Below are 15,381 nucleotides of genomic sequence, written 5' to 3'. Positions count from 1 at the left end.
TAACTCATCGCCTAGAGGATATTGGAGTAATCCGCCTCGATCCGGTCCAGGCTCAGGTGATTGAGGAAGTTGGAGAAGCACATCCACGCCGACAGCGCGTTCATGTCGCGAAACTGTTCCGGTAAATACTTGGGCGGCACCACCAGACCTTCATCGACCAACTGACGCAGGGTACGCATGTCTTCCAGCGTGGTCTTGCCACAGAACAGCAGCGGCACCTGCTCGAGCTTGCCTTTACGCACGGCCAACTGAATGTAGTTGTAAACCATGATAAAGCCCTTGAGGTAGGACAAGTCTTTGGTGAATGGCAGGCCGGTCGGCGTCGAGCCACGGAAAACACGACTGGCATTGCCGTAGCTTTCGGCCATTTCAAAACCCTGCTCGCGGAAGAACTCGAACACCTGCAAAAAGTCCGCGCCCTCCTCGACCATGTGAATCGCGCGGGTACGGTTGGTCAGCTTGCGCAGGCGACTCGGGTAGGAGGCGAAGGTGATGATTTCCATCAGGATCGCCAGACCTTCCTGGGTCACCGTCGATGAGGGTGGGCCTTTGGACAGGAAGGTGCAGATCGGCTGGTTCAAGCCGTTGAGGGTGGTGCCGACATGCACCAGGCCTTCGTGGACTTCCAGTGCGCGCACGTCGCGGTCGTTGAACAACGCGTCGGTGCGGATCTTGATGTAGTCGGCGCCTGCCGCTGCGTCGGCGACAATCCCGTCGGACTCGAACACGCGGATGGTTTCCTCGGCCTCGCCGAACACCTTGTTCAAACGCGTTTGCAGCAGGTGCACGGCATCCTTGGCGGTGAGGATTTTCGGCTCGTCCTTCAGGTCGCCCCGGCCATCAATGTTGTTCAGGTAGTCGGACATCATCAGGCCGAGGTCGGCCAGGGTCGGGTCGCCGGCGTGAAACGCATCGGAGGCGGCGCCGTACAGCTCTTGCGAGATCAGGCCGAAATCCTCGGTGCCGCGCGCTTCGAGCATACGCACCACCATGCGGTATTCCTTGCACATGCGCCGCATGATCTGCCCGACCGGGTTGAACTGGCCGAGCTGGCGGGTGATGTCGCGCTCGATGTTCTGGAATTCCAGTTTGACCTTGCTCGAATCGAAGGACAGCGGCCGATTGAGGTAATAGTCGCGATCCACCGCCGGCATTTCCTTGCCCTTGGCCTTGAGGAACCCCTTGCGGATGTTCTCGTCCCACTTCACCGCGTCGAGCACGCGGATCGGCGTCTGCGCCAGCACAATGCGATCGGACAGCGTGCGTATCGTCTGCTGGTAATCGTCCACCCGAAACTCCTGTAGAAAACTGAATTATTTGGCGCGGGCCTGGCGCTGATAGCGCGCGGCCTCGACGAATACATCGGAATTGGCCGGATCGTCGAGGTAAGCAAAGACCTTGTCGAGACTGCTGTCGACCTGCACGCCGTCACCATCGTCGGTCGGGAATGCCTGACCGTCGAGGGTTTTCTGTTTGATCGCCTGATTGATCTGTTCGAGGTCGAGGCTGTACACCACCAGCTCGTGTTTGTCGGTGAGCTCGAAACCGGCGATGGTGTATTGGCCACCGTAACGCGCCGGCACTTTCGCCGACAGATACCAGCGACTGCCATGGTGCGACACGGTGAACGGGTACGCCTCGCGTTCGTGGGGTCTGGCCTTGAACCAGGTGATGGCCTGATAGCGATCAGTGCCGACGCGGGTCAGCTCAAGGTTCATCGGCTCGCCCCAGGCATTGGTGCTCGACCACGTGCCCAGCAAACCCTTGGGCGCCGGGGCACTGGCAGGCAGCGGATCCTTGAAGGTCACCAGACAGCCACTGAGCAGCAGGAACGACAAGGCGATCAGCACGCCACGCCAGGCTTTCATTCAACACTCCCTATGAACACGCGTCGCCCTGATGATCCGGCTCAGTCCCCTTGTGGGAGCGGGCTTGCTCGCGAAGGCGATGGGTCAGTCAACTGAAGCGTTGAACGTGATACCGCCTTCGCGAGCAAGCCCGCTCCCACAAGGGATCTCCATCAGCTGTCAGACCGAGGCGAGGACCAGATGCATATACCGCGTCAGAATCCCGAGCATGTCCTGTTCGGCCAAAGGCTCGGCGTCGTTGAGCAGGCCCTGATATTCCATCCGTCCGATAATCGCCGTCAACACCTTGGCATCCTGCTGCGGTTCACGTGAGCCCAGCACCTGGAACAACTGGCAGGTGCCCTGCAGCAGAATCTGCTGATGGGAGCGCACCAGATCCGCCAGCCGCGGGTTGAGCAGCGCTTCCTGGCGGAACGCCTGCTCGGCCATCAGGTGCTCGCGGCGATTGACCAGTTGCCGGTGCACGTAGTCAGCCATCAGCCGCGCGATGTCATCCGCCAGTTTCGAGCGCGACTCGGGGCTGCCGTCGCCACTGACGACCATCTCGCGCAGCAGGCCTTCGTTGTTGATCCACAGCTTGGCCATGTAGGCCGCGCTGCGCTCGACGTATTGAGCGAAGGTATCGGTGAGCAGGTCATCGATATCCTTGAAGTAATAGGTGGTGGCCGACAGCGGCACACCGGCCTCGGCCGCCACGGCGCGGTGACGTACGGCACGCACGCCGTCACGCACGACGATGCGCATCGCCGCGTCGAGAATGTCCTGGCGACGCTGCTCGCTGCCCTGTCGGCTGGCCTTGCGGCCCTGGTACTGAACACTTTCAGCGACCGCAGTGGCGATACCCGCTGCGCCTTCTTGAGCGATTGCAACCATCACGACTGGACTTCCTCTGCTATTTCAAAAGTAACCAATTGATACATTTGTACCAGACAGGCAATAAAAAGCCGCCTGTTTTAGGCGGCTTTTTAACTGAAACGTTTACGCTTGCGGTCGCATGTGCGGGAACAGGATCACATCGCGGATCGACGGCGAGTTGGTCAGCAACATCACCAGACGGTCGATGCCGATACCTTCACCGGCCGTTGGCGGCATGCCGTACTCCAGCGCACGCACGAAGTCGGCGTCGTAGTGCATGGCTTCGTCGTCGCCGGCGTCCTTGTCGGCCACCTGCGCCATGAAGCGCTCGGCCTGGTCTTCCGCGTCGTTCAACTCGGAGTAGGCGTTGGCGATTTCACGGCCGCCGATGAACAGCTCGAAACGGTCGGTGACGTTCGGGTTCTCGTCGTTACGACGGGCCAGCGGCGACACTTCGAACGGGTACTGGGTGATGAAGTGCGGCTGCTCCAGCTTGTGCTCGACCAGCTCTTCGAAAATCATCACCTGCAGCTTGCCCAGACCTTCGAAGCCCAGCACCTTGGCGCCGGCCTTCTTGGCGATGGCGCGGGCCTTGTCGATGTCGTTCAGGTCATCGGCGGTCAGCTCAGGGTTGTACTTGAGGATCGAGTCGAACACCGACAGACGGGCAAACGGCTCGCCGAAGTGGAACACCTTGTCGCCGTACGGCACGTCGGTGCTGCCCAGCACCAGCTGTGCCAGTTCACGGAACAGTTCTTCGGTCAGGTCCATGTTGTCTTCGTAGTCGGCGTAAGCCTGGTAGAACTCCAGCATGGTGAATTCAGGGTTGTGACGCGTCGAAACGCCTTCGTTACGGAAGTTGCGGTTGATCTCGAACACTTTCTCGAAACCGCCAACCACCAGACGCTTGAGGTACAGCTCAGGCGCGATACGCAGGAACATTTCCATGTCCAGCGCGTTGTGGTGGGTTTCGAACGGCTTGGCTGCGGCGCCGCCAGGAATGGTCTGCAGCATCGGCGTTTCGACTTCGAGGAAGTCGCGCTTCATCAGGAAGCTGCGGATGTGCGCGATCACTTGCGAGCGTACGCGGAAGGTCTGGCGCACGTCTTCGTTGACGATCAGGTCAACGTAACGCTGACGGTAGCGTTGTTCGGTGTCGGTCAGGCCGTGGTGCTTGTCCGGCAGCGGGCGCAGCGACTTGGTCAGCAGGCGCACATTGGTCATTTCGACGTACAGGTCGCCCTTGCCGGAACGCGCCAGGGTGCCTTCGGCGGCAATGATGTCGCCCATGTCCCAGGTCTTGACCGCGGCCAGAGTGTCTTCGGACAGGGTTTTACGGTTGACGTAGACCTGGATGCGACCGGTCATGTCCTGGATCACCATGAACGAGCCACGGTTGAGCATGATGCGACCGGCAACCTTGACCGGGATAGCAGCCTCGGCCAGCTCTTCCTTGGTCTTGTCCGCGTACTTCTTCTGCAGATCTTCGCAGTAGTTTTCGCGGCGGAAGTCGTTCGGGAAGGCGTTGCCCTTGGCGCGCTCGGCAGCCAGCTTTTCCTTGCGCAGGGCGATCAGCGAGTTTTCTTCCTGTTGCAGGGCTTGCGGGTCGAGTTGTTGGTCGCTCATGTCTTTAGATATTCCATCAGGTTCGTTGCCCCCGGGCCTGGCGGCCCGGGAATCGCCAGCAGGGCTGGCTCCTACAGGGATCGCGTTGCATCAGCGCCCCTGTGTGCGTCTTTTACAGCCCCGACTTCAGGCTGGCTTCCAGGTATTCGTCGATGTCGCCGTCGAGCACCTTGTCGCAGTCGCTGCGTTCGATGTTGGTGCGCAGATCCTTGATCCGCGACGCGTCGAGCACGTACGAACGGATCTGGTGACCCCAGCCGATGTCCGACTTGGTGTCTTCCAGCGCCTGGGAAGCGGCGTTGCGCTTCTGCATTTCCTGCTCGTACAACTTGGCACGCAGCATTTTCATGGCGGTGTCCTTGTTGGCGTGCTGGGAACGTTCGTTCTGGCAGCTGACCACGGTGTTGGTCGGTACGTGGGTGATCCGTACGGCCGAGTCGGTGGTGTTTACGTGCTGACCACCGGCACCGGAGGAACGATAGGTGTCGATCCGCAGGTCTGCCGGGTTGATTTCGATTTCGACCTTGTCGTCGATCTCTGGCGAGACGAAAACGGCAGAGAACGAGGTGTGGCGACGGTTGCCGGAGTCGAACGGGCTCTTGCGCACCAGACGGTGCACGCCGATCTCGGTGCGCAGCCAGCCAAAGGCGTATTCGCCCTTGATGTGCACGGTCGCACCTTTGATACCGGCGACTTCACCAGCCGACAGTTCCATGATGGTCGCATCGAAACCGCGTTTGTCCGCCCAGCGCAGGTACATGCGCAGCAGGATGTTGGCCCAGTCCTGGGCCTCGGTGCCGCCGGAGCCGGCCTGGATGTCCAGGTAGGCGTTGTTCGGATCCATCTCGTGGCTGAACATGCGACGGAATTCAAGCTTGGCGAGGTTTTCCTCGAGACGGGCCAGTTCGGCGACGACATCGCCCACTGCACCTTCGTCGTTTTCTTCGACGGCCATGTCCAGCAGGTCGCGGCAATCGGCCAGACCGCCGTTCAGTTCGTCGAGGGTATCGACGATCTGCGCCAGCGCCGAGCGCTCGCGGCCCAGCTCCTGGGCGTATTCAGGTTTGTTCCAGACACTCGGATCTTCAAGCTCGCGATTGACCTCGGTCAGACGCTCATGCTTTTGATCGTAGTCAAAGATACCCCCGAATAGTTTCGGAGCGCTCGGACAGGTCCTTGATGGTGTTCAGGATCGGGTTGATTTCCATGACGGGCAGCACTCGTTGGCGAACTTTTGAAAGCCGGCGAGTATAACGTAATCAGGCTGTCACGGCAGCCCGTCTGGCGGCTGTTAAGGCGATTCACTTGACATGGCCTGACGCAGATCCCCTGTGGGAGCGGGCTTGCTCGCGAAGGCGGTGTGTCATTAAGCATCGATGTCGACTGATACTCCGCATTCGCGAGCAAGCCCGCTCCCACAGGGGGATTGCGAACCTATTCGATACCCACCTGATTACGCCCGTTGTTCTTCGCCAGGTACAACCCGCGATCCGCCGCCGAAATCAGCAGCCGGCAATCGCTGCCCGACTGCGGCACCATGGTCGCCAGGCCGATGCTGATGGTCAGGCTCGCCCCGTCGCTCGGGGTATTGTGCGGAATCTTCAGCGCCGCCACGGTCTGGCGCAGTTTCTCCGCCACCAGGCGTGCGCCGCCCGGCGAGGTGTTCGGCAGCACCAGGGCGAACTCCTCACCGCCGTAGCGCGCCGGCAGGTCCGACGGTCGGGCGCTGGCGTCGCGGATCGCCGTGGCGACCTTGCGCAGCGCCTCGTCGCCTTCGACGTGGCCAAAGCTGTCGTTGTAGGACTTGAAGTAATCGACGTCGATCATCAGCAACGACAACTGGCTCTGGTCGCGCAGCGAACGGCGCCATTCCAGCTCCAGGTACTCGTCGAAGTGCCGGCGGTTGGACAGCCCGGTCAGGCCGTCGGAGTTCATCAGCCGTTGCAGCACCAGGTTGGTGTCGAGCAACTGCTGCTGGCTGACGCGCAACGCACGATACGCCGCATCCCGCTGCAGCAGGGTCATGTAGGAGCGCGAGTGGTAACGGATGCGCGCCACCAGTTCGATGGTGTCCGGCAGCTTCACCAGATAATCGTTGGCCCCGGCGGAAAACGCCGCACTCTTGATCAGCGGGTCTTCCTTGGTCGACAGGACGATGATCGGAATGTCCTTGGTCGCCGGGTGATTGCGGTACTCGCGCACCAGGCTCAGGCCGTCGAGGCCGGGCATCACCAGATCCTGGAGGATTACCGTCGGTTTGATCCGTACCGCCTGGGCGATGGCCTGGTGCGGGTCGGAGCAGAAGTGGAAGTCGATGTTCTCTTCATTCGACAGCCCACGGCGCACGGCTTCGCCGATCATCGCCTGATCGTCCACCAACAACACCATGGCGGCGTTTTCGTCGGTTTTAATGTCGTCGATCTGTAAATCATTCATGGGCGGTCACCTGAGTACTGCGGGGGCCAGGATTGCGGAATAGCCTGTTCATTTGGGGAAAACCTCCAGCAACCGTGGCGCTATCTTTTCCAGTGGACGGATTTCGACGGCCGCATCAATGGCCGCTGCGGCCTTGGGCATGCCGTACACCGCACTGCTTTGCTGGTCCTGCGCGATGGTCAGATAACCCTGCTGGCGCATGAGCTTAAGCCCTTGCGCCCCGTCGCGTCCCATTCCGGTCAATAAAACCCCGATCGCATCGCCGTTCCAATAACTGGCGACACTTTCGAAAAACACGTCGATCGAAGGTCGGTAGATCTCATTGACCGGCTCGGCGGTGTAGGCCAGCGTGCCGTTTTTCAATAAGCGAATATGGTGGTTGGTGCCGGCCAGCAGCACCGCGCCAGCCTGCGGCGGCTCGCCTTCGCGGGCCAGGCGTACATCGAGGCCGCTGGCGCTGGCCAGCCATTCGGCCATGCCGGCAGCAAACACCTGATCCACGTGCTGCACCAGCACGATGGCCGCCGAGAAATTGCGCGGCAGGCCCTTGAGCAACACTTCCAGCGCTGCCGGTCCGCCGGCAGAAGAGCCGATCGCCACCAGCCGCTTGCACGACGCCGAACTGCGGTGGGGCGTCGGCACCGGACGCGAGCGCGGGGTTTTCTCGCCGATCAGCCAGCCAATGTTGAGGATCTTGCGCAGCAACGGCGCCGCCGCTTCCTGCGCGTTCCCCGCACCAAGGGCCGGGGTATCGACCACGTCCAGCGCGCCGTGGCCCATGGCTTCGAAGACCCGGTGCACGTTCTGCTGGCGGTCGACCGTGACGATGACGATGGCGCACGGGGTTTCGGCCATGATCCGCCGGGTAGCCTCGACGCCATCCATCACCGGCATGATCAGGTCCATCAGGATCAGATCCGGAGTGTTTTCGGCGCACAGTTGCACCGCCTCGGCGCCATCTCTGGCGACCCAGATCACCTGATGCGCCGGCTCGAAGGCCAGCGCACGGCGCAGTGCCTCCACCGCCAGAGGCATGTCGTTGACGATTGCGATTTTCATGCCCGCGCTCCTCCAATGAGCTCAACCACTGCATCAAGCAGGGCGTCGTCATGAAAACTGGCCTTGGCTAAATAATAGTCGGCGCCGGCATCCAGTCCACGACGCCGGTCCTCTTCACGATCCTTGTACGAGACCACCATCACCGGCAGCGATTGCAGACGGTTGTCGCGGCGCAACAGGGTGACCAGCTCGATGCCGTCCATGCGCGGCATGTCGATGTCGGTGATCAGCAAATCGAAGTCCTCCGAACGCAAGGCGTTCCAGCCGTCCATGCCGTCTACCGCCACCGCCACGTCGTAGCCGCGATTGAGCAGCAGCTTGCGTTGCAGCTCGCGCACGGTCAGCGAGTCGTCGACCACCAGAATCCGCTTGCGCGCCACTTCGGCGGCCTGATTGCCATAGCGGGCGATACGTTCCAGACGCCCGGTATTGAGCAGTTTGTCCACCGACCGCAGCATGTCCTCGACATCGACGATCAGCACCACCGAACCGTCGTCGAGCAACGCCCCGGCGGAAATGTCCTGAACCTTGCCCAGCCGCTCATCCAGCGGCAGCACCACCAACGTGCGCTCGCCGACAAAACGCTCGACCGCCACGCCGTAGACCGCGTCGCGCTCGCGGATCACCACGACCTTGAGGGTTTCGCTGCTGGTCTGACTGGCCGGACGATTCAACAACTGGCTGGCGGCGACCAGTCCGACGTGCCGGCCTTCGTGCCAGAAATGCTGGCGCCCCTCGATCTGCACGATGTCCTGTGGCTGGAGATCGCACATGCGCTCGATATGCGCCAGCGGAAAGGCGTAGGCCTCTTCGCCGACTTCCACCACCAGACTGCGCACCACCGACAGGGTCAGCGGTACTTCCAGATGAAAGCGGCTGCCCTCGCCTGCCGTCTGCTCCAGCACCACCGCGCCGCGCAACTGCCGCACCATGTGCTGCACCGCATCAAGACCGACACCACGTCCGGACACTTCGGTGACCGTGTCGCGCAGGCTGAAGCCCGGCAGAAACAGGAATGTCAGCAGCTCGTCTTCGCTCAACTGCGCCGCCGTTTCGGCGGGCGAAAGCTGACGTTCGACGATGCTGCGGCGGACCTTTTCCAGATCGACACCGTTGCCGTCATCGCTCAACTCCAGCACCAGCAAACCAGCCTGATGCGAGGCACGCAGGCGGATCAGGCCTTCTTCGGACTTGCCTTTGAGCAGGCGTTGTTCCGGGGTTTCGATGCCGTGATCGACCGCGTTACGCAACAAATGAGTCAGCGGCGCTTCGAGCTTTTCCAATACGTCGCGATCGACCTGCGTCTTCTCGCCCTCGATCTCCAGCCGCACCTGTTTGCCAAGGCTGCGCCCCAGATCCCGGACCATGCGCACCTGACCGGTGAGCACATCGGCGAACGGGCGCATGCGGCAGGCCAGCGCGGTGTCGTAGAGCACTTGGGCGCGCTGGCTGGCTTGCCAGGCGAATTCGTCCAGTTCGGCGTTCTTTTCCGCGAGCAATTGCTGAGACTCGGCCAGCAAGCGGCGGGCATCTTCAAGGGCTTCCTGGGCTTCGAGGCTCAGCGCATGTTCCTTGAGATGCACGTTGAGGCTTTCCAGTGCCCGCAAGCCGTTATTCTGCATGCGCTTGAGGCGCTGCATGGTCGCCAGATGCGGTTTGAGGCGCTGGGTTTCGACCAGTGATTTACTCGACAGGTCGAGCAGGCTGTTCAGGCGTTCGGCGGTAACCCGCAGCACCCGCTCGCCACCTTCGGTGGTGCGTTTGCTCTTGCGCGGAGCCGAATCGGACGCTTCCAGCGGTGTATCGATCACTGTCGCTGGAGGCTCAATCGGAGTCGGCGTTGGCGTTGGCGCCTGCATCTGCAACTCGGCCATCGGCGGCGGCGCCACTGCGGGCGGTGCCGAAGGGTCAAGCAGGCGCCCCATCAACGCCACATACGCTTCGATGTCCGGCGCTTGCGGGGCATTGGCGGGCGTGGCGATACGCATCAACAGATCGGTGCCCTGCAACAACGCATCGATGTGTTCGGGGCGCAGCAACAGCCGCCCTTCCTGAGCGCTGACCAGGCAATCTTCCATCACGTGGGCGACGCTGACGCCGCTGTCGATTCCGACGATGCGCGCCGCGCCCTTGAGCGAGTGCGCCGCGCGCATGCACGATTCCAGATAATCGGCCTGGGTCGGATTGCGCTCCAGCGCCAGCAGCCCGCTGCTGAGCACCTGGGTCTGGGCCTCCGCTTCGAGACCGAACAGCTCCAGCAGCGAGGCGTCGCGCATTTGCTCGGGGGTCATGTGAGGCTCCGGGTCACGGCGGACAGCAGCTGTTCTTCATCCAGCCAACGCAGGCTGCGCCCCCGAAATTGCAGGACACCACGGGTGTATCTGGCGCTGGCGGTGCTGTTGTGTTCACCGCCGGCACTCGACGCGGCGTCGAGAATTTTTTCGTCGATGGCGTGGATGCCGTCAACTTCGTCCACCGGCACCACCACCGGCCCGCCGTGGGCGGCGATGATCAGCATGCGCGGCATGATCCGCGCGCCGCTGGCCGGTGCGGCGTTGCCGTCCAGATCGAGCAGTTCGACCAGCGACAGGCAGGCGACCAACGCCCCGCGCACGTTCGCCACGCCGAGCAAGGCCCGCGAACGCTGATGCGGCAACGAGTGAATCGCCTGCAGCGGCGCCACCTCCACCAGAGTGCGGGTGGCCAGTCCCAGCCATTCCTCGCCGAGGCGGAACATCAGCAGCGAACGGGTTTTCACATCGGTTTCAACCGCCACGGCGACCGGATCACGCTCGTCCTGCTGCAACGCATAGCGGTCGAGCAGACGGGTGGCTGCGGCGGAATACACCGCGCAGTTGCGGCAATGAATATGCTCGGCCAGCAACGGGCAGGACTTGTCGCCATGAATGCCGATACGGTTCCAGCAATCATCGATGGCCCGGGCGTCTTCGTGGGTGACGTTCAAGGTGTCGGACGGGATCATCGTTTACGCTCACTGTCGGCGGTGCGGCCGCTGCGGGCGGCGCGTTCCTGCAATCGTCTGGCACCGGCGCTGTCACCCTGGGCCTGCAGTAACGCGGCCAGGTGCATCAACGCTTCGGGGTGTTGCGGTTCAAGGTACAAGGCCTTGCGGTAATACCTCTGGGCTTCGAGGGCGGCGCCGGCAACGTCGCTGAGCAGGCCGAGCCAGTAGAACACCTGGGCTACCGGTTCGTGACTGCGCAGGTACTGCTCACATGCCGCGCGGGCTTCGGCACTCTTGCCTTCGTTGGCCAGCGCAGCGATGTTGGCGAGCAAGGTCGCCGCGTCCGGGTGGGCGCTTTTGCTGGTCACCGGCAACGGTGCAACGCTGGCAAACGGCCGCGGGCGCACCGGCGGCGGTACTGGCGGCGGACTGCGCAGCGGTTGGCGCACCGGCAAAGGGGTCGGGGTCGGCAATGCCACAGGTTCGGGCATGGGTTCAGCGTGTCGACTGAAGGCAAACGACTGCGGGATGCCGATGGAGCGCATGCCCAGGCGCCCGAGCAGACTGCCTTCGGCCGGGCCGATGAACAGCACGCCATCGACATGAGTCAGGCGCTTGAGCACTTCGAATACCTGCTGCTGGGTCGGCTGATCGAAATAGATCAGCAGGTTGCGGCAGAACACGAAGTCGAACGGTGGCTCACCCGCCAGCAGCGTCGGATCCAGCACATTGCCGGCCTGCAGGCGCACCTGCTCGCGCACCGCTTCGTTGACCCGATGCCCCTCCGGCTCGGCGGTGAAATGACGCTCGCGATAGTCCAGATCCTGACCACGAAACGAGTTCTTGCCGTAAAGAGCCCGCCGCGCCTTGTCCACCGATAGCGGGCTGACGTCCATGCCGTCGACCTTGAACTGATGCGGTTTGAGACCGGCATCGAGCAAAGCCATGGCAATCGAATAGGGCTCCTCGCCGGTCGAGCACGGCAAGCTGAGGATGCGCAGCGCGCGCATGTTGTTCAATTCATCCAGACGCTTGCGCGCCAGCTTGCCGAGCGTGGCGAAGGATTCCGGGTAACGGAAAAACCAGGTTTCGGGGACGATCACCGCCTCGATCAACGCTTGCTGCTCGTCACGCGAGCCTTGCAGCAGTTGCCAGTACTCATCGCTGTGCGCCGCTTGCGAAAGCGTGGTGCGCTGACGCACCGCCCGCTCGATGATCGCCGGGCCCACCGAGGTGACATCCAGACCGATGCGTTCCTTGAGGAAATCGAAAAAACGCTGGTCGCTGCTCATGACTGCGCCTCAAGCGGCGCCGGGAACAGCAGGCTGCGCACCGCGTCATCCAGCAAGTCGTTGACCCGCACCCACTGCACCAGCCCTTGGGCATCTTCGCGCACCGGGCCAAGGTACGGCGCCTGGCGATTGTCCAGACCATACGGCTGGAAATCTTCGGGGTTGCAGCGCAGGGTATCGGTCGCCTGCTCAAGGATCAGCCCGAGCCAGCGCGGCGGCTGCCGTTCATCCGGGCGGTAATGCACCAGCACCAGTCGCGTACTGGTGCGCGCCTCGGCAGGCTGGCCGAAGGTCAGCGCACTGAGGTCGAGCGCCGGTACCACCGTACCGCGATAGGCGAACACCCCGGCGACCCAGTCCGGTGCCTGGGCAATCGGCTTCAACGGCAGGCGCGGCAGCACTTCCGCCACCTCGGTGGCGCGCAAGGCGTAACGTTCGTTGCCGATGCGAAACAGCAGGAACAACGCCTGCTTCGCCACTGGCGCAGCGCTGCGTTTGGCGGTGATTTCGCTCATCAGACTTTGAATCGCGAAACGCCGCTGCGCAGCCCGACGGCCACCTGGCTCAGCTCGTCAATGGCGAAACTGGCCTGACGCAACGACTCGACAGTCTGGCTGCTGGCATCGCCCAACTGCACCAGCGCGTGGTTGATCTGCTCGGCACCGGTGGCCTGGGCCTGCATGCCTTCGTTGACCATCAACACCCGCGGCGCCAGCGCCTGCACCTGATGGATGATCTGCGACAGCTGCTCGCCGACCTGCTGCACTTCGGACATGCCACGACGCACTTCTTCGGAGAACTTGTCCATGCCCATCACGCCGGCGGACACCGCCGACTGAATCTCGCGAACCATTTGTTCGATGTCGTAAGTGGCGACGGCGGTCTGATCCGCCAGACGCCGCACTTCGGTGGCGACCACGGCAAAACCGCGACCGTATTCACCGGCCTTCTCGGCCTCGATGGCGGCGTTGAGCGACAGCAGGTTGGTCTGGTCGGCGACTTTTACGATGGTCACCACCACCTGATTGATGTTGCCGGCCTTCTCGTTGAGGATCGCCAGTTTGGCGTTGACCAGATCGGCCGCGCCCATCACCGAGTGCATGGTGTCTTCCATCCGCGCCAGACCTTGCTGGCCGGAACCGGCGAGCACCGAGGCCTGATCGGCGGCGGTGGACACTTCGGTCATGGTGCGCACCAGATCCCGCGAGGTGGCGGCGATCTCCCGCGAGGTCGCGCCGATCTCGGTGGTGGTGGCCGCAGTTTCGGTAGCGGTGGCCTGTTGCTGCTTGGAGGTGGCAGCGATTTCGGTCACCGAGGTGGTCACCTGCACCGAGGAGCGCTGGGCTTGGGACACCAGCGACGTCAGCTCGGTCATCATGTCGTTGAAGCCGGTTTCCACCGCGCCGAACTCGTCCTTGCGGTCGAGGTTCAGACGGCTGCTCAGGTCGCCGGTACGCATGATTTCGAGGATCTTCACGATGCGGTTCATCGGCGCCATGATCGCGCGCATCAGCAGCAGACCGCAGGCACCGGCCGCCAGCACCGCCACCAGCAGCGAGACAAACATGCTGACCTTGGCCGCTGCCACCGCTTCGTCGATGTTGGCCATGGCCTGATCGGCAACCTTCTTGTTCTCGCCGATGATGTCATTGAGTTTCATGCGGCCGGTGTACCACGCCGGGGTCAGTTTCTCGGTGAACAGCTTGACCGCTTCGGCTTCCAGGTTGCGCTTGTGCAAGTCGAGCACCTGATCCTGGATCTGCATGTAGACGTCGTGGTCTTTCTCGAACGCGGCGAACTCGACCCGGTCTTCATCGGTGGTGACGGTGTTGCGGTAGTTGGCCATCTGCTCTTGCAGGCGCGTCTCGAACGCCTTGTAGTCCGCCGCGTCTTCGCTGCTGATGCCCTGCCCTTCCTTGAGGCCCAGCAGTTCCTGAGTCTGCAGATAGCTGTCGACCCAGGCGCCACGAATCATCGAGCTGTAATAGACGCCGGGCACCGCGTCGTCACGCACACTGCTTTCACTGGCTTCGATCTTCAGCAAGCGTGAATACGAAACAACGACCATCAGCAACATGATGGCGATAATCACCGCAAAGCTCGCCAAAATGCGTTGGCGCAACGTCCAGTTCTTCACAGTGAGTCCTCGTGCCTAAGTCGAAATGCGGGGAGTATAGCCGAGGGCGGTGTTTCATTTATAAGACGCTTTTTAACCCTCGGGCCCGCCCGACATGCTTGGTGGGAAGGCTCTGGGGTGGGACTGTCCGACAATCCGGGGCTGGCGTGCCAGCGATGGAATGGCAAAAAGGGGCGATGGATCGGCCATTGCTGTTGTTGTGAGGCTGGAAACGCAATCGCGAGCACGCTCACTCCTACACATTTCGGCGTCCAGTCCAAAACCTTGTAGGAGCTGCGGCACGCTGCGATCTTTTGATTTTTAAGGCCAACATCAAAAGATCGCAGCGTGCCGCAGCTCCTACATGAGTACCGTGTTCAGGTAGTTCTATAGCGACGCCTGTCGTACCTGTTTCTCCAGCTCTACCTTCAAACCCGGCTCCAGCTTCAGTTGCTTCGCCAACTCTTCCAGATAGGCCTTTTCCATAAAGCTTTCCTCATCCACCAGCATCACACTGGCGATGTACATCTCCGCGGCCATTTCCGGGGTGCCGGCGGCGCGGGCGACATCGGCTGGGTCGAGGGGTTTGTTGAGTTCGGCGTGCAGCCAGTGTTGCAGTTCCTGATCGTTGTCGAGTCGGGTGAATTCACCTTCGATCAACTGACGTTCGCGGTCGTCGATGTGGCCGTCAGCTTTGGCCGCTGCAACGAGGGCTTTGAGAATCGCCTGGCTGTGCTGCTCGGCTTGCGCCGGTGGCAGTCGATCCAGCGTCTGCGGTTCGGTTTGTGGGGCGGTGCCTTTCTGGGCGTTCCAGTTGCCATAGGCCTTATAGGCCAGCACACCAAGGGCAGCGAGGCCACCGTAGACCGCAACTTTACCGCCGACCTTGCGCGCTTTTTTGCTGCCGAGCAGCAGGCCCATCGCCCCGGCCGCCAGAGCACCACCGCCTGCCCCCGAGAGCAGGCCACCCAGCGCACCAGCGCCTGAAGTGCCACCGAGCAAACCGCCCAGCCCGCCAGCCGCCGGTTTGTTCTGCGCCCCACCGGCCTTGTTCTGCAACAGATCCTGGCCGGACTTGAGTAGTTGATCGAGCAATCCACGGGTGTTCATGTTCCGCCTCCAAAACAGGGGTTATCCGGATCTATCAGGCCCTCAGCCTAGTTC

13 protein-coding genes and 1 pseudogene are annotated in these 15,381 nt (G+C 62.2%); all 14 read right to left on the bottom strand.

Annotated features, from left to right (window positions below; translation table 11 throughout):
• Positions 1–11 precede the first annotated feature (11 nt).
• Complete coding sequence (locus tag V9L13_RS26165) at positions 12–1,289, bottom strand: flavohemoglobin expression-modulating QEGLA motif protein (protein WP_003222055.1); 1,278 nt, start codon at positions 1,287–1,289, stop codon at positions 12–14.
• A gap of 24 nt (positions 1,290–1,313) precedes the next feature.
• Positions 1,314–1,868 carry a hypothetical protein gene (locus V9L13_RS26160; RefSeq protein ID WP_338800907.1) on the bottom strand — a complete coding sequence of 185 codons (555 nt, stop codon included), beginning with the start codon at positions 1,866–1,868 and terminating at the stop codon, positions 1,314–1,316.
• Positions 1,869–2,027: 159 nt separating this feature from the next.
• Entirely contained in the window at positions 2,028–2,741 is a 714-nt protein-coding gene (locus V9L13_RS26155) for a TetR family transcriptional regulator (protein ID WP_003222051.1), read from the bottom strand.
• 105 nt (positions 2,742–2,846) lie between these two features.
• On the bottom strand, positions 2,847–4,349 hold the full coding sequence (gene lysS, locus V9L13_RS26150) for a lysine--tRNA ligase (protein WP_003222049.1): 1,503 nt from the start codon (positions 4,347–4,349) through the stop codon (positions 2,847–2,849).
• Between the two features lie 112 nt (positions 4,350–4,461).
• A protein-coding gene (gene prfB, locus V9L13_RS26145) for a peptide chain release factor 2 (protein ID WP_103485386.1) occupies positions 4,462–5,557 on the bottom strand; the annotation gives its coding sequence in 2 pieces (ribosomal slippage) (positions 4,462–5,484 and positions 5,486–5,557; 1,095 coding nt in all).
• A 121-nt stretch (positions 5,558–5,678) separates the two neighbouring features.
• Positions 5,679–5,768 (bottom strand): annotated as a pseudogene (locus V9L13_RS26140) (metal ABC transporter ATP-binding protein); the annotation flags it as partial.
• Between the two features lie 15 nt (positions 5,769–5,783).
• Positions 5,784–6,785, bottom strand: coding sequence for a PleD family two-component system response regulator (locus tag V9L13_RS26135; protein ID WP_201135705.1), 1,002 nt, complete (start codon positions 6,783–6,785; stop codon positions 5,784–5,786).
• Positions 6,786–6,833: 48 nt separating this feature from the next.
• A complete protein-coding gene (locus V9L13_RS26130; protein ID WP_003222043.1) occupies positions 6,834–7,844 on the bottom strand; it encodes a chemotaxis response regulator protein-glutamate methylesterase in 1,011 nt (336 codons plus the stop codon).
• A complete protein-coding gene (locus tag V9L13_RS26125; RefSeq protein ID WP_338800905.1) occupies positions 7,841–10,135 on the bottom strand; it encodes a hybrid sensor histidine kinase/response regulator in 2,295 nt (764 codons plus the stop codon). Before V9L13_RS26125 ends, V9L13_RS26130 begins: the two co-directional genes overlap by 4 nt.
• Positions 10,132–10,827: a chemotaxis protein CheW gene (locus V9L13_RS26120; RefSeq protein ID WP_338800904.1), complete on the bottom strand. Its 696-nt coding sequence runs from the start codon at positions 10,825–10,827 to the stop codon at positions 10,132–10,134. The genes V9L13_RS26125 and V9L13_RS26120 overlap by 4 nt, the downstream gene beginning before the upstream one ends.
• On the bottom strand, positions 10,824–12,101 hold the full coding sequence (locus V9L13_RS26115; RefSeq protein WP_338800903.1) for a CheR family methyltransferase: 1,278 nt from the start codon (positions 12,099–12,101) through the stop codon (positions 10,824–10,826). Before V9L13_RS26115 ends, V9L13_RS26120 begins: the two co-directional genes overlap by 4 nt.
• Positions 12,098–12,616: a chemotaxis protein CheW gene (locus V9L13_RS26110; protein ID WP_103520591.1), complete on the bottom strand. Its 519-nt coding sequence runs from the start codon at positions 12,614–12,616 to the stop codon at positions 12,098–12,100. The genes V9L13_RS26115 and V9L13_RS26110 overlap by 4 nt, the downstream gene beginning before the upstream one ends.
• The gene (locus V9L13_RS26105; protein WP_003222034.1) at positions 12,616–14,238 is read right to left on the bottom strand and encodes a methyl-accepting chemotaxis protein; all 1,623 of its coding nucleotides are present in this window, start codon (positions 14,236–14,238) and stop codon (positions 12,616–12,618) included. The genes V9L13_RS26110 and V9L13_RS26105 overlap by 1 nt, the downstream gene beginning before the upstream one ends.
• Before the next feature lie 366 nt (positions 14,239–14,604).
• Complete coding sequence (locus V9L13_RS26100; RefSeq protein WP_338800902.1) at positions 14,605–15,327, bottom strand: tellurite resistance TerB family protein; 723 nt, start codon at positions 15,325–15,327, stop codon at positions 14,605–14,607.
• Positions 15,328–15,381 lie beyond the last annotated feature (54 nt).

The organism is Pseudomonas sp. RSB 5.4 (assembly GCF_037126175.1).
GTDB lineage: Bacteria > Pseudomonadota > Gammaproteobacteria > Pseudomonadales > Pseudomonadaceae > Aquipseudomonas > Aquipseudomonas fluorescens_H.
Note: the sequence above shows the minus strand (reverse complement) of the source record. Positions and strands in the feature narration are given on the sequence as shown.